This is a genomic window from Candidatus Paceibacterota bacterium (assembly GCA_028714635.1).
Lineage (GTDB): Bacteria > Patescibacteriota > Minisyncoccia > Phycocordibacterales > JAQTLZ01 > JAQTLZ01.
This window is the reverse complement of the sequence record JAQTLZ010000002.1, coordinates 1-18845: the sequence shown is the minus strand read 5'-3', so window position 1 is coordinate 18845 and position 18845 is coordinate 1. Positions and strand designations below refer to the sequence as shown.

The 18845-nt window shown below is 43.5% G+C and carries 21 protein-coding genes, 1 tRNA gene and 1 pseudogene; 11 read left to right on the top strand and 12 right to left on the bottom strand.

Annotation, left to right across the window (positions count from 1 at the left end; all coding sequences use genetic code 11):
- Nucleotides 1–56: 56 nt before the first annotated feature.
- Together PHS53_01420 and PHS53_01415 are read left to right on the top strand one after the other, a co-directional pair.
- Nucleotides 57–968 (top strand): A/G-specific adenine glycosylase, encoded by a 912-nt coding sequence (locus PHS53_01420; GenBank protein MDD5356791.1) that lies wholly within the window; start codon nucleotides 57–59, stop codon nucleotides 966–968.
- Complete coding sequence (locus tag PHS53_01415; GenBank protein MDD5356790.1) at nucleotides 937–1242, top strand: RNHCP domain-containing protein; 306 nt, start codon at nucleotides 937–939, stop codon at nucleotides 1240–1242. Before PHS53_01420 ends, PHS53_01415 begins: the two co-directional genes overlap by 32 nt.
- Here PHS53_01415 and PHS53_01410 read toward each other — a convergent pair.
- A complete protein-coding gene (locus tag PHS53_01410; GenBank protein MDD5356789.1) occupies nucleotides 1235–2359 on the bottom strand; it encodes a trypsin-like peptidase domain-containing protein in 1125 nt (374 codons plus the stop codon). The two genes, PHS53_01415 and PHS53_01410, sit on opposite strands and share 8 nt — an antisense overlap.
- A gap of 90 nt (nucleotides 2360–2449) precedes the next feature.
- Between PHS53_01410 and PHS53_01405 the strand changes: the two genes are divergently transcribed.
- Nucleotides 2450–2520, top strand: a tRNA-Gly gene (locus tag PHS53_01405).
- Between the two features lie 214 nt (nucleotides 2521–2734).
- On the opposite strand, the gene PHS53_01400 is transcribed toward PHS53_01405, so the two are convergent.
- Complete coding sequence (locus PHS53_01400) at nucleotides 2735–3886, bottom strand: ABC transporter substrate-binding protein (GenBank protein ID MDD5356788.1); 1152 nt, start codon at nucleotides 3884–3886, stop codon at nucleotides 2735–2737.
- 91 nt (nucleotides 3887–3977) lie between these two features.
- Entirely contained in the window at nucleotides 3978–4112 is a 135-nt protein-coding gene (locus PHS53_01395; protein MDD5356787.1) for a hypothetical protein, read from the bottom strand.
- Nucleotides 4113–4398: 286 nt separating this feature from the next.
- Between PHS53_01395 and PHS53_01390 the strand changes: the two genes are divergently transcribed.
- The gene (locus PHS53_01390) at nucleotides 4399–5136 is read left to right on the top strand and encodes a helix-turn-helix domain-containing protein (protein ID MDD5356786.1); all 738 of its coding nucleotides are present in this window, start codon (nucleotides 4399–4401) and stop codon (nucleotides 5134–5136) included.
- Here the strand turns inward: PHS53_01390 and PHS53_01385 are convergent.
- Together PHS53_01385 and PHS53_01380 are read right to left on the bottom strand one after the other, a co-directional pair.
- Nucleotides 5123–5275: a hypothetical protein gene (locus tag PHS53_01385; protein MDD5356785.1), complete on the bottom strand. Its 153-nt coding sequence runs from the start codon at nucleotides 5273–5275 to the stop codon at nucleotides 5123–5125. The two genes, PHS53_01390 and PHS53_01385, sit on opposite strands and share 14 nt — an antisense overlap.
- Before the next feature lie 43 nt (nucleotides 5276–5318).
- Entirely contained in the window at nucleotides 5319–6158 is an 840-nt protein-coding gene (locus PHS53_01380) for a hypothetical protein (protein ID MDD5356784.1), read from the bottom strand.
- Nucleotides 6159–6330: 172 nt separating this feature from the next.
- On the opposite strand from PHS53_01380, the gene PHS53_01375 reads away from it, so the two are divergent.
- Nucleotides 6331–6609 (top strand): hypothetical protein, encoded by a 279-nt coding sequence (locus PHS53_01375; GenBank protein MDD5356783.1) that lies wholly within the window; start codon nucleotides 6331–6333, stop codon nucleotides 6607–6609.
- On the top strand, nucleotides 6606–7397 hold the full coding sequence (locus PHS53_01370; protein MDD5356782.1) for a hypothetical protein: 792 nt from the start codon (nucleotides 6606–6608) through the stop codon (nucleotides 7395–7397). Before PHS53_01375 ends, PHS53_01370 begins: the two co-directional genes overlap by 4 nt.
- Before the next feature lie 99 nt (nucleotides 7398–7496).
- Here the strand turns inward: PHS53_01370 and PHS53_01365 are convergent.
- From PHS53_01365 to clpP, 3 genes and pseudogenes are all read right to left on the bottom strand, one after another.
- A pseudogene (locus PHS53_01365) lies at nucleotides 7497–7796 on the bottom strand (HU family DNA-binding protein).
- Between the two features lie 356 nt (nucleotides 7797–8152).
- A complete protein-coding gene (gene rny / locus PHS53_01360) occupies nucleotides 8153–9682 on the bottom strand; it encodes a ribonuclease Y (GenBank protein ID MDD5356781.1) in 1530 nt (509 codons plus the stop codon).
- Nucleotides 9683–9917: 235 nt separating this feature from the next.
- Nucleotides 9918–10517, bottom strand: coding sequence for an ATP-dependent Clp endopeptidase proteolytic subunit ClpP (gene clpP / locus PHS53_01355; GenBank protein MDD5356780.1), 600 nt, complete (start codon nucleotides 10515–10517; stop codon nucleotides 9918–9920).
- A gap of 190 nt (nucleotides 10518–10707) precedes the next feature.
- Between clpP and PHS53_01350 the strand changes: the two genes are divergently transcribed.
- The 3 genes from PHS53_01350 to PHS53_01340 are packed head-to-tail and all read left to right on the top strand — an operon-like array spanning nucleotide 10708 to nucleotide 12491.
- Nucleotides 10708–11256 (top strand): hypothetical protein, encoded by a 549-nt coding sequence (locus PHS53_01350; protein MDD5356779.1) that lies wholly within the window; start codon nucleotides 10708–10710, stop codon nucleotides 11254–11256.
- Nucleotides 11219–11923 carry an RsmE family RNA methyltransferase gene (locus PHS53_01345; protein ID MDD5356778.1) on the top strand — a complete coding sequence of 235 codons (705 nt, stop codon included), beginning with the start codon at nucleotides 11219–11221 and terminating at the stop codon, nucleotides 11921–11923. Before PHS53_01350 ends, PHS53_01345 begins: the two co-directional genes overlap by 38 nt.
- Nucleotides 11924–11930: 7 nt before the next feature.
- Nucleotides 11931–12491, top strand: coding sequence for a hypothetical protein (locus PHS53_01340; GenBank protein ID MDD5356777.1), 561 nt, complete (start codon nucleotides 11931–11933; stop codon nucleotides 12489–12491).
- On the opposite strand, the gene PHS53_01335 is transcribed toward PHS53_01340, so the two are convergent.
- Nucleotides 12492–13592 carry a trigger factor gene (locus PHS53_01335; GenBank protein MDD5356776.1) on the bottom strand — a complete coding sequence of 367 codons (1101 nt, stop codon included), beginning with the start codon at nucleotides 13590–13592 and terminating at the stop codon, nucleotides 12492–12494. It abuts the gene before it with no gap.
- 64 nt (nucleotides 13593–13656) lie between these two features.
- On the opposite strand from PHS53_01335, the gene PHS53_01330 reads away from it, so the two are divergent.
- Entirely contained in the window at nucleotides 13657–15027 is a 1371-nt protein-coding gene (locus PHS53_01330; protein ID MDD5356775.1) for a phospholipid carrier-dependent glycosyltransferase, read from the top strand.
- 32 nt (nucleotides 15028–15059) lie between these two features.
- On the opposite strand, the gene PHS53_01325 is transcribed toward PHS53_01330, so the two are convergent.
- From PHS53_01325 to nusA, 3 genes are read right to left on the bottom strand one after another with little or no spacing between them, the layout of a single operon-like run.
- Nucleotides 15060–15239, bottom strand: coding sequence for a hypothetical protein (locus PHS53_01325; GenBank protein MDD5356774.1), 180 nt, complete (start codon nucleotides 15237–15239; stop codon nucleotides 15060–15062).
- Between the two features lie 56 nt (nucleotides 15240–15295).
- Entirely contained in the window at nucleotides 15296–17302 is a 2007-nt protein-coding gene (locus PHS53_01320) for a sodium-translocating pyrophosphatase (GenBank protein MDD5356773.1), read from the bottom strand.
- Nucleotides 17303–17342: 40 nt separating this feature from the next.
- Complete coding sequence (gene nusA / locus PHS53_01315; protein MDD5356772.1) at nucleotides 17343–18494, bottom strand: transcription termination factor NusA; 1152 nt, start codon at nucleotides 18492–18494, stop codon at nucleotides 17343–17345.
- Between the two features lie 140 nt (nucleotides 18495–18634).
- Between nusA and PHS53_01310 the strand changes: the two genes are divergently transcribed.
- A partial coding sequence (locus PHS53_01310) for a hypothetical protein (protein MDD5356771.1) occupies nucleotides 18635–18845 on the top strand: 211 nt, incomplete at its 3' end.

Genomic DNA, 18845 nt, shown 5'->3' with positions numbered 1-18845 from the left:
AGTCTGTCGGAGGTTTTTTATTTTTTCTTTTTCTAAAATTACGCTATGCTAGGTTTGTGAAAGTTTCAAACCAAAATATTAAAAAATTCCAGCAAACAATCTGGAATTATTATGCAAAAAACAAACGCCAAATGCCTTGGCGGGAGACTACTGATCCTTATAAAATTTTGGTTTCGGAAATTATGCTTCAGCAGACGCAGGTTTCGCGGGTGATTCCGAAATATGAAAGTTTTACCAAAAGGTTTCCGACGGTGCAAAAATTGGCGCAGGCGAACATGGGTGATGTTTTGAAATTGTGGCAGGGGCTGGGGTACAATCGCCGCGCGCTTAATCTGAAGCGCGCGGCGGAGATGGTTGTGCGGGATTTTGGCGGGGAAGTGCCGAATGATTTGGAGAAACTTGATAGCTTGCCTGGAGTAGGAGCCGCGACCGCCGGGGCGGTCGCGGCCTATGCGTGGAACAAGCCAACACTTTTTATCGAAACAAATATTCGGCGGACGTTTCTCCATTTCTTTTTCGACGATGCGGATTGCAAGATGGTAGATGATAAAGTTATTTTTCCTTTTGTTGAAAAGGCTTTGCCAAATTCTCGATGGAACCATTCGAGCGAATGGTTCCATAAGGAAAAAGTGACTCCGCGCGAATGGTATTACGCACTCATGGATTACGGAGCAATGCTCAAAGCAACTGTACCGAATCCAAATCGCCGAAGTGCTCACTACGCAAAGCAATCGAAATTTGCAGGTTCAAATAGGGAAGTGCGTGGGAAGATTTTGGAACTCATTTCAGCCAAAGAAAAAATGTCAGAGAAAAAACTTTTGGAAGAAATTGCAGATAAGCGATGTGAAGCAAATATTTCGGCGCTCATCAAAGAGGGGTTTTTAAAACGAAAAGGGGCTATAATTAAAATTTCCAATTCCCAATATTCAATTTCCAATGAAAGAGAGAAAATTCCAGCGAAAAATTGAAGATTTTACCTGTGAGCATTGCGGTTTCACAGTCTCGGGTACCGGGTATACAAATCATTGTCCGAAGTGTCTTTGGAGCAAGCATGTGGACATTCATCCCGGAGACAGAGCAAATACCTGTGGAGGGATGATGCGCCCTGTCGGTTCGATCTATAAAGGTGGCGAAATTTCTGTTATTCAGCGGTGCGAAAAATGTAACTTCGAGAAAAAAAATAAAATAGTTTCAGAAGATAATTTTGATGTTCTCGTTTCACTTGCGAAAAACATTAGTTAAAATTTTGGAGAAGTTTCGCGCCTAAACTATTTCCATATTGATTCATGAAATTTATTCGTGCGGAATTTAAATCTCCGGATAAAAATTCTTGAATGCTTGTTCCGTTTTCTTCTCGAAAATCTTTTTGAATGTAGGAGGCAGAAATTGCTCGCGACTCTCTCGATGCGACAGTAATTCCTGGGGTGGCTGTAACAAGGATTCCTAAGACTTTTCCATCTTCATTTATTACTGGCCCGCCGGAAGAGCCTCGTTCAGCAAGAAGTGAACCGCCGAAATAGAGAAGATCATCGCCATTACCACGAAATCCTTGAGTCTTTTCAGTTTGAGTTAGGACGGAAAGAAAATTCAGATTGTCGCGAGAAGAAAGGGAAGTGAAAGGCGATGGGTATCCGGCGAGGATAGTGTCTTCTCCTGGTTCAGTATTTTCATGTGCGAGTGGTGCGAAAGAACGAGTGTTGGACATGAGAAGTGCGTAGTCATGTTCTCCCGTTCCAACTGGACTTGGATTTAAGAGATCGCCACCGTGGGCGTTGATCCAAGCAGGGCTTATGTAAAGAAGTTTTGCGAAAGCATTTCCTTTTGCTGGATTGCCATTTCGTATCGCGCAATCTGTTTTTGGATTTGTTGCTGTGTCTGCGAGAAGAAGATATTGAGCGATGTGAGCATTGGTGAGAATCACTCCCCGTGGGTCGATGACGACCCCGCTACCTGTTGAAGTGCGAATGATATTTCTAGTTTGGAGTGTGCAGAAAATATTTACGACAGCCGGTGCAATTTTTGCATTGGTGAGATCCCAGCCGTGAAGTCGGGGGTCTAGAATTTGCGGTTTCGAAGTCGCAACTTGCGGTACAGGGTTTTGCCGGGAAGCTACTTTCTTTGGTATGAGCGGAAGGAATTTTTTTGCTGGCACATTTTCTACTTGGAAATTTTCTGGCGAAAGAAGCGAGAACGGATCCGGCAAAACAATTTCAGGAATTTGTTGTACTTGCGCAATTTGTGACAGGTGAACAGGGGAGGGCGGAGTCACGGTCTGCTTTGGTGTGGCGAGGAAAAATTGAATGACTGCCGTGGCTGTGACGACAAGTTTAAAGACAGCGGTGGTTAGAAATTCTTTCATATTTTTCAGTACAATAGCATTTTTCTCTTACTTTTGTCTTTCTCGATTTTTGTGATATATTCATCTTGTTTCGTTTGAAAAGAAAATATTGCGGGACTAGTTTAATGGTAGAATAGGAGTTTTCCAAACTCTTGGCGGGAGTTCGATTCTCCCGTCCCGCACAAAATGAAAAAAGGCCGAAAGGTCTTTTTTCATTTTGTGGGGAAGTGAAGCGCGGGGCGCTTCATGACGGGAGAATCGAAGCCCGATTGAGCATTTTTAAAAGCGCGTGAGCGCGCATAAAAAATCCAATCGGGGTACTGGTCGTGTAACGACCGATCTCCGTCCCGCACAAAAACAAAAACACTAGCGTTAAGCTAGTGTTTTTGTTTTGTCTTACTTCACCTCCACGAACTTTCCATCCCGCACCGTCTTGATTATGTATTTCGAACCAGTGACTTGGTGAGCTTCATCGAATTTTATTTCTTTGAATGCTGTACCCGGTATGTTTGTTTTCTCCACCGCGGTTTTCATATCAGTGCCATTTTTGTAATGCTCTGTAAGTGTGGCAATGATTACTCGAGTGGCGTCGTAGGCGTTTGCATCGCTTCCTCCAACCGAATCCTCTCCGTAGAAAGCTTTGAAACGGTCGAAGAATGATTTACTCTCTCCCGTTACTTCGGGAAAGGTGTAGATTATTCCTTCCATCGCACTCCCGAAGTTTTCAAGGAGTGATGGGTATTCAATGTCCGCACTTTGGAAGATCTGCGCATTAAGGCCAAGTTCTTTAGCTTCTTTCATGAACTTCGCTCGCGTAGCTTGAGTTTGTGCGAAGAAAGCTATTCCCTCGGGGTTATCTGCTTTCATTTTCAGGATGATTGTTCGGTAATCATCGTAGCCGACAGGAACTTTGTATTCCTTCACAATCGTTAGGCCGTTCTCTTTCGCATACGTATTCCAGAGTGATGAAAGCATGCTTGCAAATGCATCCTCATCATGGAAGAGCACAAATTTCTTTATGTTCATCTCTTTTGCTCGTTTCTGGAGCGCTTGGATCTCGTCTCTTTCGGAAAACCAAGTTGAGAAGACGTAGTCAGTCGAAGCGTTGTTGTACGCGAGAGCTTCGAGAGCTGTCGAGGGAGAAACTGCAACAATGTGCGCAGGATTGTTTATTGTGTATCCTGCTTGGAAGCTATCGCCAAAGGTGAGTCCGACGATGGCTTCTGCTTTGTTGATGTCAATGAGTTTTCTTATCGCATTCACTGAACCTTTCGGACTACATTGCGTATCCTCTGTGATGAGCTCGAGTTTTCTTCCCAAGATTCCACCGCTTTTATTTGCCTCATCTATGGCGAGTCGCGCGGCTTTGAGTTCTCCCTCACCGTAGTTTGCACATTCACCGGTGAGACCAAGCGCTGCTCCGACTTTTATAGTCCCTGAGAGTTCCAATGCGGCAGTGTTTCTACTACCGGCATTGTACTTTGCGATCCCAATTCCTAGAGTGACAAGTAGGACGAGAACAATTCCTATAATTATTTTCTTATTCATTTTTAATATGCTTATGAGTAATTTTTCCTACAAGTCCACAAGCGCTTGCGGACTTGATAAGATGGGGGATTTTTTTAGAATCCCCCCACTTCTACTGACACGGATAAGAGACTTGATTGAACCCAGTCGTCTCTATGTTCCGGATGGTATCGAGCGTCCAATCCTTTATGGGACCGTATTTTGACTCGATGATTTTCTGATCATGGAGAGGAAGTATGCTGAACATTCCCTTAATTCTTTTCTCCAGATTTTCCAGCCGCAGTTTCTCTTCGTTTGACACGATGTCACCAATCCTTCCGGCCCTTAGGCCAAAATGTCATTTTTCTTCAGACCACGGAACAGTCCGTGTGTCAATGTACTACTGCAATAACTTTACAACGAATCCTAGATATGTCAAAAAGAGCAGAAGAAATGAGTTAAAGATAACTAAAATAGGCCTATAAATATAGAAATGTAGGATAAAATATGTCAGATTTATTGACATTTATAATCAAACAGGATAGGATTAGGGGATGATACAAGCACTTCAAACCCTTGGACTCAATGAAAAACAGGCCAAAGTCTATATGGCTACTTTGGCTTTGGGCACGTCATCAGTGAAAAATATCTCCACTAAATGCGAACTGAAACGTCCGACTGTGTACGTGTACCTGGAAGAGATGCTAAAAAGCGGATTCATTCATAAAATCACAATCGGCAAAAAAGAATATTATCAGGCGCTCTCGCCGAAAGCGGTCGAGAACAAACTTGAAGAAAATGTCAGCTCGTTTAAAAAACAAATTCATGAGCTTGAAATTTTACAACAATCGGAACAGGGAAGACCGGGCGTGCAAGTCTTTGAAGGAGAGAAAGGACTTTTTCATATTTATGAAGAGATGAAAAAAACTCGGGAACTTATTTTTTGGTCCGATCTTTCTTCAGTTGAAAAAATATTTCCCGATGCGTACCGAAAAATAAATCAAGCGACGATAGATAATAAAATTTTTACTAGAGAAATTCTCGCCGACACACCGGACGCAAGAGCGAGTGCGAAAAGATGGGCAGTGACAGCCGGAGAAAATTACAGCGCGCGTTTGGCGAGTGGTCCGGTATTCAACGACAGTGTTATTTATGACAACGTCGTCTGCTTTTTCCGGCTTCAGGAGTTTAATTTGTTCGTTGTCCGCATCGAAGACGTGACCATCGCGACCACTATGAAGACAATGTTTGAAATGGCGTGGCGAAGCGCGAAGGCTTTCATACCGAAATAAGTTCATTTTCTGCTCGATTCTGGCGTGAGCGCGCAGATTCATCCGGCGCGACAGGTTTTTTCTTTGCGTATAATTTAGACTGAACTTGTTTTAAAAGCATTTTGTTATACACCATAAGGGTTTTGCACGGATTTTTCATGGGGTTAGGCCGCATATATTACCCGAAAATGTGAGTGGTTATTTCAAGTATTTTTCTCCCGGATTATATAAAAATCCTTCCCGAGCATCTTCTTTAACCTCTCTGCCCGAGCTTTATTCTTGGAAATTTTTATTTTGCTCTTCACTTTTGCCAGAAGACGGGACTTAAGTGTGGCGATAACATGATCATTGATTGTTTCCGCAGACTTATACAAGTCATCTATTCTCTGTGCTGTCTTTTCGTCGAGAAAAACTTCGCTGATGTAATCTCCGACAACAGTAATATAGTAATTTTCTTTCTCAAAAACTTTCTTGTGGCTGTATTGGAGGTAGTCATTGTTGAAATCAGACTTTATTATTTTATCTAACGGAGTATCTCCTCCGACATTTATCAGAAACTGCCGTTTGTTTTCGACTATTTCTTTGAGAAGCGAAGTTTCCGTTTCTTTGCGGGCGATATAAAACCAGTAGTGAGGATCGAAAACATAAATTGCGTCATCTGGATTTGTATTATGTAAAAGAATATTTTGTGAATGTCCCCAAAATGTATCGAGATTTTTTATTGTAGAAAAAGAATAGGTGAGACTCTCTTTGTCTTGAAGACTCAACACGTCAAATGAATCCTGTTCGATTGTGTAGGTCTTACTCACGGCATTAAAAGTATCTTTCATCTTTTTTATCCAAACAGTGTTGAGCGACACTCGTTTTTTGTAAATAAGGATCACATCTTCTTCTTTTAATTTTCGAAGTGAAGCATAAAAGCCTTGTTTGGTGGTCTTCCGAATGCCTCGTATTTCTCCAAGAAGGGCGCTCGTAGACCTCTCTCCTTGGGTAAGGAGGCTCATAATAAGGTCTTCAATTTTATGAGGTTTTAGGAAATCCATGCTTATAAGTATATAGGAAAGTAAAAAATCTTTTTACTTTATTAACATAAAAGCATACAAAATTGAGAGTGTCAAATATATCTGCTACAGTAGCTACGGTTCGGACATTGAAAACAAATCCTTGCCAATGGGGTAATGGAGAAAATGGTTCAAAACAGAAAGGGGGCAAAACATGAATAAAGAAGAACTGCTCGTTGTTTTGGTTGCTGTCTACGTGGTTGAGCTGGTTCTTTGCTGGCTTAACTATAAACACTTTTCGGAGGTGAACGAGCGTTGGTATTGGAAGTTTCTTGTCTTCTTTACTATGCTCATCGCGCTAGCTCTACCGTATGTTTTCGCCTTTTCATTTCCTGATGCCCTTCGGGATTCATCGGATTTCAGGTGGACACTTGGCATTTGTTTCGCGCCCTTCGAGATCTCGATCATTTGTGCAAAGGAGAAGAAGAAATGAAAAAAAGAATTGTTGTTATCTCTGGAGTTACTGGCGCCATTGGGAGCGCACTTCTTGCGGAGTATGCTCACGATGAGAATACCGTTGTTTACGGCATCAGTCGCAAGGCGCGACCAGTAAAAGATTTTCTCCGAAACGGAAAGTTGCCTCTCCGTACGCTGATCTGTTCGATCGGAAGAGAGAACGATTACTCGTCTTTATTCCGGCATATGGATTATGGGGTAGATGAAATCGTCTATGTACACGCAATCGGACTTTTCCCGTTTGAAGTAAATCACAAAGGGGTGATTACGGTAGAAAATGACCGGGACGGTGACGGCGTGAACGATGAGGTTACAAAGCTCACTTTCGATGCCTTTGTGAATGCGACAACTAATCTGCATACATATTGGCGGGGGAAAACGGCATGCATCTTGTTTGGAGGCATGTCCGACAAGTATTATCCGCTCGTGCATCAATCTTGGTGCAAGACAATGGAAAAGGTGAAGGGGTATATGAGACGAGAGGTGAAGCGGCAAAAAGAGCTTTCCATGCTCGTCTTCAATATTTCTTCGGTACTTTGTCCGCATGAGCTCATCACTCGCTCATTTGTTTTCACTGATACCGATGCTGATCAAACTTGCTGGCTTAGCCCACATGAGCTGGTGAAATTTGTACTTAAGGAGACGACGCGAGCGGGATGTGGTTTTCGTGAGTTTGAAAAATTTCGGAAAAAGCCCAATTTTTCTCCGGAAGTGTATTATGCGAATGACAGGTTCACTCCTCGCAAGGTGAAAGAATTGTATTAGAGCAAGAGCGCGTTGAGATATCTCAACGCGCTCTCTTATTTTACTCAAACAAAAAAACCGCCCTAAAGCGGTTTTTTTGTTTAAATAAAGACAGAAGTCTTATTTAACGGCATCCTTCAAAGCTTTAGCTGCGCGGAATTTCGGAACCTTCATCGCTGCAACCTGGATAGATTCGCCAGTTCGAGGGTTTCGAGCTTGTCTAGCTGCTCGCTGTTTTACTGAAAAGATACCAAGACCTGCTATAGAAACTTCTTCTCCTTTCTTGAGAGAACCTACAATGCCATCGAGCATCGTATCAACGAGCTGTTCTGCTTGTACTTTTGTGGTGCCGAGCTTCATGTGGACCATATCTACTATTCCTGCTTTATTCATATGTTTATAATTTACGAATTTGGCGAACTTCTTCGTCGAAAGTCTTGTCTTGTCGCAACTCCTTACAGGAGCTGTACACCTTTCGCATTTTGATTACAAAACGCTCAAGGTCTTGCGAAGCGATACCCATCGCTTCTCACTCACTCGCGTCTCGAATTTCATCCAAATTCCTAAATTCTATTATGTTAAATCTGCTAAATCGACCTTATTTATTTTTCTCGGAGAAAAGTGTTGTTTCTCCTTCCTGTAATGTACTTTCCCATTATATTACAGGGCTTTTTCAATGCAAGGCAGCTAAAATCTGGCTACAAATGGTAAGAAAAGGCAAGACCCCCGAATTCCGCTAGCGGAATTCGGGGGTCTTTTAGCTTTTTTCTTCTAAATTACCTCGCAAATTCAATAGAACGTGATTCCCGGATGACATTTACCTTGATTTCTCCTGGGTAGCGGAGCTCGTTTTCTATTCGAACGGCTATATCCCGAGCCATAGTTTTAGCTTCTACGTCCGTGACATCAGCCGGAGTGACGAATATTCGTATTTCTCGTCCTGCCTGAAGAGCATATGACTTTTCAACGCCTTTAAAGCTATTCGCGATAGCTTCTAGGTCTCCCAATCGTTTCAAGTAGTTCTCGACAGAGTCTCGTCGTGCTCCTGGGCGTCCACCAGAGATAGCATCTGCTGTCTGGACGATGACAGATTCAATTGTTTCGTATGGATATTCTCCATGATGCGCTTCCATCGCTTTCACAATGAGAGGATCAGCGCCGAATTTCTGGAGAATTCTTCGTCCGATCTCGACGTGAGTACCGGTCACTTCATGGTCTACCGCTTTTCCAATGTCGTGAAGGAGACATCCTGCTTTCGCAATGTTTACATTTGCGCCAAGCTCTTCTGCGAGCATTCCTCCGATATGAGACATTTCAATCGAGTGTTGGAGCACATTTTGGCCGTAACTTGTTCTGAAATAGAGTCGTCCAAGGATGGAAATGATGCGAGGGTCAAGATTAAACACTCCGCATTCGTACGCAGCTTGCTCACCCTTCTCTTTGATGATTTTGTTGATTTCCAGTTTCGCTTTTTCTACCATCTCCTCGATCTTTGCAGGCTGGATTCTTCCGTCGAGAATGAGGTTCTCGAGGGCTAACTTCGCGACTTGGCGCCGAATCGGATCAAATGAGGAAATAGTAATTGCTCCTGGAGTATCATCAACGATAACTTCAACTCCGGAAGCTCGCTCAAATGTCTTGATATTTCGTCCTTCTTTTCCGATGATCTTTCCTTTGATCTCATCCGAGGGGATGGCAACGCTTGTCGAGAGCATGTCGGAAGAAACGCTTGCAGCCAGACGCTGAATGGTTGTTGAAAGAATGTCTTTCGCTTTTGATTCAAGTTTTTCTTGTCCGGTCGTCTCGAGCTTTTTCATCCGGACCATGATGTCTTCTTCCGATTGTTTCTCGACAATATCAAGAAGTTCTTTTTTCGCGTCTTCTGTAGAAAGTCGGGCGATTTTCTCGAGCTCTCCTCGTTTTGCCTCTTGGATTTTTTCTGTCTTATCCTTTATATCTTTGATCTCGACGATCTTTGCTTTGATAGATTCGACTTCCTTGTCGATATCCATCTGGCGCTTGTCGAGCGTATCTTCTTTTTTGATGAGTCTGTCTTCTGTCGACTTTATTTTGTCTTCCCGTTCCTTCATATCGAGGCGGAGCTCTTTCATTGTCTCTGCAGCTTTCGTTTCTGCTTCGACGGTTATCTTCTTTGCGCTTTCTTTTGCTTCGAGGAGAAGATTTTTGACTTCAAGTTCCACCGATCCCTTCTTCCCCAAAGAGATGATGAGCCGGAGATAATACCCGATGAGAACTCCCACGACGCCGGCTATGCTCGCGAGGAGAAATGCTATTTTTAATGACATGGTGCGAAAGATTTCGCCTCCTTCTAGACTTTATACAGTGAGAGATTGCTTGTAGAACGGCTTAACATAAGGGTTTTTGACAATTTGTCTCCTTTGAATACTCTAAGTCTTAATAAAAAAACGAAATCGTGAATAATGAATAAATGACTATAGCTTTATCATACAAGATTTCGCTTTTTTGTCTAATTAAGAAAGAGCCCCCCACTTGCATGCAAGTGGGGGGCTCTTGGCCGCTCTATTTATCCGAGGCTTTCGTTGGTTCGTAGATTTTATCTACCACTCCGTATTTTTTCGCCTCTTCTGCTGACATGAAATAGTCTCGATCGACGTCTTTTTCGACTTGCGCTAACGGCTTCCCGGTATTTTTTGCAAGAATCCTGTTTAGATTCGCCCGGGTTTTCAAAATATGTTTTGCCGTGATTTCAATATCGGAAGCTCGTCCCTCTGCTCCTCCCCATGGCTGATGGATCATCACTTCAGCATTTGGAAGAGTAAATCTCTTTCCTTTTGCTCCGGCAGAGAGAAGCACTGCTGCACCAGATGCCGCCATTCCTACACAGACCGTCGAAACGTCAGGCTTGATGTGGTTCATAGTGTCGAGCATTGCGAGCGTCGCCGTGACAGAACCTCCGGGAGAATTGATATAGAGCTGGACATCTTTTTTGGGGTCTTCTGATTCGAGGAAGAGAAGCTGGGCAATGACGATATTTGCTACTGTATCTTCGATAGGCCCGCCGAGGAAAATGATACGCTCTTTGAGAAGTCGCGAATAAATATCATAGGCTCGTTCGCCCATTGAGGTCTTTTCAATAACAGTGGGGATTAGTATGGACATAAAAGGTGTATTTATGAGTAACAGTGCCAGTATACCCCGGCACCAACTTTTTTCAAGTTTTTCCGAGTTGGTGCCGGGGTAAAGCAAAAAAAAGAGAAGGGAAGAGTCTTTGACATAGTGCAATTTTCTGTGAATACTGTCTTTGGGGTTGGTCAACTAGCATTGGTGCTTTTCCAAGGAGGTAGTGATCATGGAGACTCGATGGAAGAAGTGGATTGTGCGGGTGATGTGGATGTACTGTCTGGTGTGCGTGGTTGTTCTTTTGATGAGAGAAGGACGGTCTCGGCCGGTTTCGAAGTCGTCCCACTCTCCGGTCTCGGCATCCAAAGGCGCGCTGATTCTTATCGGGCCATCGCCGAGAATTATCGGCTGGTGCAGGATCAAGGAAGATTCTTTTCTTTCTTCCCGAAAGCCGGGGGCGTTGCAGGAGTGTTCTTTCTTTTTCCCCGCGCAGAAACCGGGGGAGGAAGATACTCTTCGTAACGCCTACGTGCCTGAATACCCGGTTCTTCGAAAATTGAACGATGAGACCTTCGGACTCATTTATGAGTCGCCGAGTGAGAGCGGATCTGAAATGGAGTATTGGATTATGACTCCGGGTCCGCCGGAGGAAAATGTGCGGTCGGTTCCGGAAACGCTCGTTGTCCACGGAATTGAAACAGACTTTGCGAGAGGTCTGTTTTTTTATAAGGAAATACGCTATGGTAGTAGCCATGCGCTTGCACCGATTTTTCATTGAAGAAAAGCTCCTGGGGAAGGATTCGATACGGATTCGAAATCGCGAGCTCCATCATCAGCTCAAAGATGTTTTTCGATTTCAGATTGGGGCGTCAGTGCTTCTTCTCGACAATTCCGGCTTCGAATTTGAGGCCGTCATCACCTCTTTTGAAGAGGGGAATTTGAATTTTAAAATTGTCGGTTCGCAAAAGGTAAAAAATGTCCAAAAACGGGAAATATATTTATTCGCTTCGCTCATTAAAAAAGATAAATTCGAATGGGTGCTCGAGAAGGGAACGGAAATAGGTGTGACTCATTTTATTCCGATACTTTCGGAGAGAAGCGAGAAAAAATCTCTGAATATTGAGCGCGCGAAGAAAATCATTCAAGAGGCGTCGGAGCAATCAGGGCGGGGAATTTTACCGGAACTTCATGAGGTTATGAAATTGGAGAGTGCTCTTTCGTCCACATCCGGAGAAATTATCGCCTTCGATTTTTCAGGAACTCCTTTAAACGATTTCAAATTACAAGGCGATATTTTTAAACTCTTTATCGGCCCCGAAGGAGGTTGGAGCGAAAGGGAATTGAAGATGTTTCGGGATAAAAAAGCATCGGTTCTCTCTCTGGGCGAGCAGGTTTTGCGAGCAGAAACCGCATCTCTCGTGGTGTCAACATTATTTCTGTTATAATCTTTTTATGAAAAAGAAAATCGCAAAACCAAAGGCAAAAAAGGCTTTAAAAATTGGAAAGAAGATTGAAAAAGTTGCTATAATTTCCAAAAAAGAAAAATTCTCTCCTTCAGTTACTCACGTCTGGTCAATCCTTTGCCGTTCTTCTAATATTGATCCGCAGACCAATAACATAAGCCTCTCGAATGTGATTGAGCGGGTGACTTTGAAAAGAGATCCTAAATTGGTGCAATATGACGGCGGACTTTCTTCAGAGATAAAACCTGATGTGGTGATTGGCATTCCTCTCGAAATTGTCTCGCTTTGGAGGCGGAATGTTTCAGGAGCAGAACTTAAGGCAGATGTCGCGGTTGATTTGTACGGTCCGAATGGAGAAGTGATCAACACTTTCCCATATAATTTTGAAATGAAAAACGAGCACCGCCGAATTCGCACTCGGTTACTTTTTGGAGAAATTCATACCAAAGGAGGCGGAGATCATTTTCTCGTGGTAAAAGTAAAAGAAATGGGCGAGCAGGATTTTCGTCCAGTCGCCCACATTCCTTTGGAGGTAGTTATTCAGCAGTAATTATTTTCCTCCTTCGTCTTCGAGAAATGCAATAACTTTTTCGTTCATGAGGAGCATTGTCACATACGCTCGTACTCGTTCCGGCTCGACATGCTGATAGTGTTCCATGAGAGCTTTTGATTCCGCATCGACTTCCTCTTTTGTTGGAATAATTTTTTCTTTCCTGGCGATCTCGCTCAAGATAAGTTCCGTCTTCGCGTGGTTTTCAGCGCTTGGTCTCCATTCTTTTGCGATCTCTTCCTCTGTTTTCTTAATATGCTTCAGGTAATCAGGAAATGAAAGCCCCGCATGAGCAAGTTCGTCTTCAAATCGCGCTTTCATCCGGTCGAGCTCGCTTTTGACGAGAATTTCCGGCAGGTCAATTTTCGTGCTTTCAAGGATGGCGTCGATGATCTGTGTTCGGCGCTTGTCTTTTGCTTTCTGTTTCCGCTCCTCTTCGAGATTCTTTTTTGCTTTTGCTCTGAAGTCTGCAACATTTTCAAACTCGCCGAGTTTCTTTACGAATTCGTCATTGAATTCCGGAAGGATATGTTCATGTTTTGAATGGTCTTCTTCGTGTCCTGCCCCGTTAGAAGTAGGCGACTTGTCGCTGTTAGTTCTGATGGGGTCGCCGTTCCCATGTTTCATATGGAGTTTGCGGACCTCCTCAATGACATCATCAATATCTTTTTCTGTAACTTCAATCTTATCCTCTTTCTTTTTCATCTCCTTGTTGGCGATTTTTTTGTAGTCACCCATGACAATTTCTGGAATGACAGTTGCTTTGATCTTGAAACCGGCATCGCTTCCTGGGGCGATTTTTGTGAGGATGACTTCTGGTTTGCCAATGACTTCAAGTTTGTGTTCATCGACGATACTGACATATTCATGCTGGAGGGCGATTTCTGCTGCTTCCTCAAGGATAGTAACCTCTCCGAGTTTTGAAACAAGAACGGTTTCTGGAATGTGTCCCTGTCTGAAGCCGTCGAGTTTTACGTTTTTACTTAAATCTGCGAGCGCCTCCTTTCTGTGGGTAAGGAGTACTTCAGCAGGGATTTCTCCCTCGATTTCCACTATCGAGTGGGGAAGTTTGGTGATTTTTATATTTTTCGTATGAGCCATAATGCGTCAGAGTCTAGCCTTTAATTTTGATTTTGTCGACCCTCGTAGTAAGATTCTTCTTTATATGGAAAGGATTGAAAATTTTCTCTCTCGGCATGGGTGGATCACTCTTCTCGTACTTAGTCTCGTGAGCCACTTCACCCTCTTCGGTTATCCGAAAGAAGTGGTGTTTGATGAAGTGCATTTTGGAAAATTCGCAACGGATTATTTTACCGGAGATTTCTTTTTCGATCTTCACCCGCCTTTGGCGAAGCTTCTCATCACTTTTTTTGGTTGGATCGGGGGCTATCAGCCGGGTTTTAGTTTCGCATCGATCGGCCAGAATTTCCCAGATTCAAGCTTTCTGTGGCTGCGTCTCCTTCCTGTGCTTGCGGGGGTCCTTTTGCCGATCATTATTTATTTTCTCTGTCTCCGGCTTCATTTTTCTAAAACAGCATCATTTGTAGCAGGACTTCTTATGATTCTTGAGAATTCGCTCCTTGTTCAATCGAGATTCATTCTTCTCGACAGCTTACTTTTGCTTTTTGGATTTCTTGGAATTTTACTTTCTATCATTGCTCGCGAGAAAAAACTTATGTGGCTTTCCTTTGTTTCCGGAGCCAGCCTTGCCTGCGCCTTTTCCATAAAATGGACCGGACTTTCTTTTCTCGGGCTAGTGATTCTCTGGGAGCTCTGGAATGGAATTCGAAATAAAGTTTCACTTAAAGGATGGATAATCAAGGCAGTTTCTTTTTGCATCATTCCGGTGCTTCTCTATATGGCGATCTTTGAGGTTCATTTTCTTCTTTTGAATAAATCAGGCACGGGCGATGCTTTTTTGACTACGGCTTTTCAAGGAACGCTTGTCGGAAGCCAGTACGCCGGGAAAGAACCTGCGCCGAGTTTTCTTTCAAGATTTCTCGAGCTCAACAAGGTGATGTATACAGCCAATTCCCCATCTCTCACTCACCCTTACGGAAGCAAGTGGTGGAGTTGGCCTCTTATGCTCCGTCCTATCTATTATTGGAATCATGCCGGAGATGTCCCCGGCACTGAAGCGAAAATTTATCTCATCGGGAATCCAGTTTTGTATTGGGGAGGACTTTTATCTGTTTGGCTTCTTTTCTCTTCTTTGCTTCTTCATTTTAGAAAATATAAACCAAAGCTCGAAATTATCGCCTTTCTCGGTATTGGATATCTTGTAAATCTTTTGCCGTTTATGTTCATTACTCGAGTAATGTTTTTGTACCACTATTTCACGGCGCTTATCTTTTCGATACTTATTATGGTGTTTCTTGTAGATTCAATCGAAAATCGACGACTGAGAAAAACTCTCTTCATCGTTCTCGTGGCTCTCTCGCTCGCGTTCTTTCTCTTTTTTGCGCCACTTACCTACGGGACTCCTTTGTCAGAGCATGCTCAGAATCTCAGATTTTGGTTTCCTTCTTGGCGATAAGAAAAAAACCGCTAGTTGGCGGTTTTTTTTTCTTAGTTGATTCCTAAGCTCCCGCTTTGAATATAGTTTTGTCGTTCATGGATTTTCGCTCGAAGGTACAAGATTCCTCCGACGAGAATGACAATAAGGATAACAATGATTCCGATAAACGCTCCGACAGCTTTTCTTTTCGGTTTCTGAACCTGTGTTTCAATATCTGCACTTTCTTCCATAATTTTATTATACACAAAGCCGCGCCCTGTTTACAGGGCGCGGCTTTGATCTTAATTTACTTCAAAAACATTTTTACGAGAATCGGAACGATAATAAGAGCGACAATGTTGAGGATCTTGATCATCGGATTGATCGCTGGTCCCGCAGTATCTTTGTACGGATCTCCCACAGTATCTCCAGTGACAGCAGCCTTATGAGCATCTCCGCCTTTGCCTCCGTAATTTCCTTTCTCAATGTATTTCTTGGCATTGTCCCATGCTCCGCCTCCAGAAGTCATCGAGATTGCGACGAAAAGTCCGGTAATGATAGACCCGACAAGAAGTCCTCCAAGAGCAATTGGGCCCAAGATAAATCCGACAAGAAGAGGAACAATAACAGGAATGAGCGCAGGAATGATCATTTGTTTGATCGCCGCTTTGGTTACGATATCAACACATCGAGCGTAATCCGGCTTTGCCGTTCCTTGCATAATGCCCTTTATCTCCCGGAATTGTCGTCTCACTTCTGTCACCACTTCTCCTGCGGTCTTGCCGACAGCTTCCATAGATAGCGCTGCGAAATAGTAGGGAAGAAGTCCTCCGATAAAGAGGCCGACAATAACTTTTACATTTCCAAGATCAAACGCCAATCTGTGATTGAGGCTCGTGAATTCTTGAGTGTATGACGCAAACAAAACGAGTGCGGCGAGTCCAGCGGAACCGATCGCGTATCCTTTGGTAACCGCTTTTGTTGTGTTCCCGACAGCATCGAGTGCGTCAGTAATTTCCCGTACATTTTCTGGAAGGTCTGCCATCTCTGCAATTCCTCCGGCGTTGTCAGTAATTGGTCCGTATGAATCGATCGCTACAATAATTCCCGCCATTGAGAGCATACTCATAGTCGCGATAGCGATTCCATACAGTTCTGCGAAGTGATATGCGAGCAAAATTCCGCCGACAATTGTAAGAAGAGGGAAGAGCGTAGATTTCATCGAAACCGCAAGTCCTTGGATGACATTTGTGCCATGTCCTGATACAGATGCCTTTGCGATTGACTGCACTGGAGCGTATTTTGTCGAAGTGTAATATTCAGTGATAACAACAAGAAGCGCTGTTACAGCGAGTCCTACGAGAGATGCGAGATAGAGATTCATCGTACCGTAGCTAGTTCCTGCCATGAGCATTTTTGTCGCAGGATAAAATGCTATAGCAGAAATTACTCCCGAAGCGATGAGTCCTTTGTAGAGAGCTCCCATAATGTTCTCTGTTTTTCCGAGGCGGACGAAAAATGTTCCGATGATCGATGCGATGATTGCGATTCCTCCAAGAACAAGCGGATAGATGATTGCGTTTTCAAAACTGTCGAAGATGAGAGAACCGAGAAGAATTGTCGCAACAGAAGTCACGGCGTATGTTTCGAAAAGATCTGCTGCCATTCCCGCGCAATCGCCGACGTTGTCGCCGACGTTGTCTGCGATTACCCCAGGATTACGAGGATCGTCTTCTGGAATTCCTGCTTCAATTTTTCCAACGAGGTCTGCTCCGACGTCCGCAGCTTTGGTAAAAATTCCTCCGCCGAGCCGGGCAAATACAGAAATAAGCGAAGCTCCGAATCCGAATCCAATGAGTGCTTTTACGTCATGAGTGAGGGCATAAAATCCAGCAACTCCGAGAAGGGCAAGACCGACAACGAGAAGTCCGGTGACAGAACCTCCCTGAAAAGCAAGTTTCAATGCCTCTTTCATTCCTTTTTTTGCTGCTTCTGCTGTGCGCACATTTGCTCGCACCGAAACGTTCATGCCGATGTATCCCGCTGCACCTGAAAGAATCGCTCCTACGAGAAATGCGATAGCTGTATTTACGCCAGTAACAAAAAGAAGCACAACAAAAAGAATAATCGCAATAATGGCAATCGTTCGATACTGTCTATTAAGATATGCCTTCGCGCCGTCCTGAATTGCCTTGGCGATCTCCTGCATTCGGGGAGAGCCGGCATCTTTCTTGAGGATCGATTGGATAAGAAGAAGACCGTATACAAGAGCTAATACTGCACTACCGAGAGCAAACCATAGATATGAACTCATAAAATTAAATTCCTAATTATTAATTTCTAAAAAATAATGCTTATGATTTTACTATTTCCGGCTCTGCTTCTGCAATAGATTCGCCTTTTGCAGATTGAATGTCAATTTTCCATCCGGTCAATTTTGCGGCGAGGCGGACGTTTTGTCCTCCTTTTCCGATAGCGAGCGATTGCTGATCAGATGCGACTTCAACGGTCGCTTTTCTTTCCTTTTCATCGATTTGCACTTTCAAAATTTTTGCAGGAGAAAGCGCGTCTTCGATAAATCTTTTTGGATCTGCTGACCACTCTATAATGTCTATTTTTTCTCCGCCGAGTTCAGACATAACAGTCGAGACGCGTACTCCTCGCTGTCCGACAAGAGAACCAACTGGATCGACGTGCTCATCTTTTGAGGAGACAGCGATTTTCGTTCGCGAGCCCGCTTCTCGAGCGACCGCTTTCACTTCAACAGTTCCGTTTGCGATTTCAGGCGCTTCGACAGCAAAAAGCTTTTCCAAAAATTTAGGATGTGCGCGAGAAATCCGAAGGAATACTCCTTTGGTGTTGTCTTCTACTTTGTAGAGGTATCCTCGTACTCTTTCGCCTTGCTGGTAGCGTTCTCCAGGAATTTGCTCTTCGTATGGCAAAACTGCAGTAGTTCGCCCCATATCAATGAAGATATTTCCTCGCTCTACTCTTTGTACTGTTCCGGAAACGATTTCTCCTTCTCGTTTGCCATATTCTGCGAGTACTCCAGTTTTTTCCGCTTCGCGGATCTTCTGGATGATGACCTGTTTTGCGGTCTGCGCAGAGATTCGTCCGTAATCATCTTTTGATTCGAGTGGGAAAACGATTTCTTCTTCAACTTGTGCGTCTTTTTTTATTTTCTTCGCATCAGCGAGGAGAATGTGATGTTCTGGATTGAATCGGATTCTGTCATCCTCTACTCCTTCTTCTACTTTTGATTCGCCTTCCTCTTCTTCAGGGAAGATAACTTTTTCTGGATCAACAACAATTTTCACTTGCAGGAATTCTACTTTTCCGCTGTTCAAATCAAATTTTGCGCGGACAATCTGTCCCTTTTTCCCGTACTCTTTTTTGTAGGCAGTCGCCAAAGCAACCTCGATCGCTTCGATGAGTTTATCTTTCGGAATGCCACGCTCTTCGCCGAGCTGGTCAATGACTGAATTGATTATTTTAAGATCAAACATGCTTTTTCTTTTAAATTGATAATTTGTATGATTTTTGCCCTTTTGGGTAAAAAAGAAGCCCGCCGGAAGGCGAACTGTTGTCCACAGTATACAGGATATATCTCCCATCTGTCAAATACCCTGTGGTATAATTTACGGAAATGATTTTTTCTAAAAAATCTCTATTGGTGAAATCATTTCTTTTTATCTTTTTCTTTGCTGGGCTTTTTTTCATCTCTCCGAATACGAGTCATGCTGCAGAGAAGACTTGGATAGGATGTAATACAAATCTTTGGTCAAATGCGGCATGTTGGTCTCCCTCCGGTGTCCCCGCAAATGGCGATAATGTTACTATCGGTTCATACTCTCACA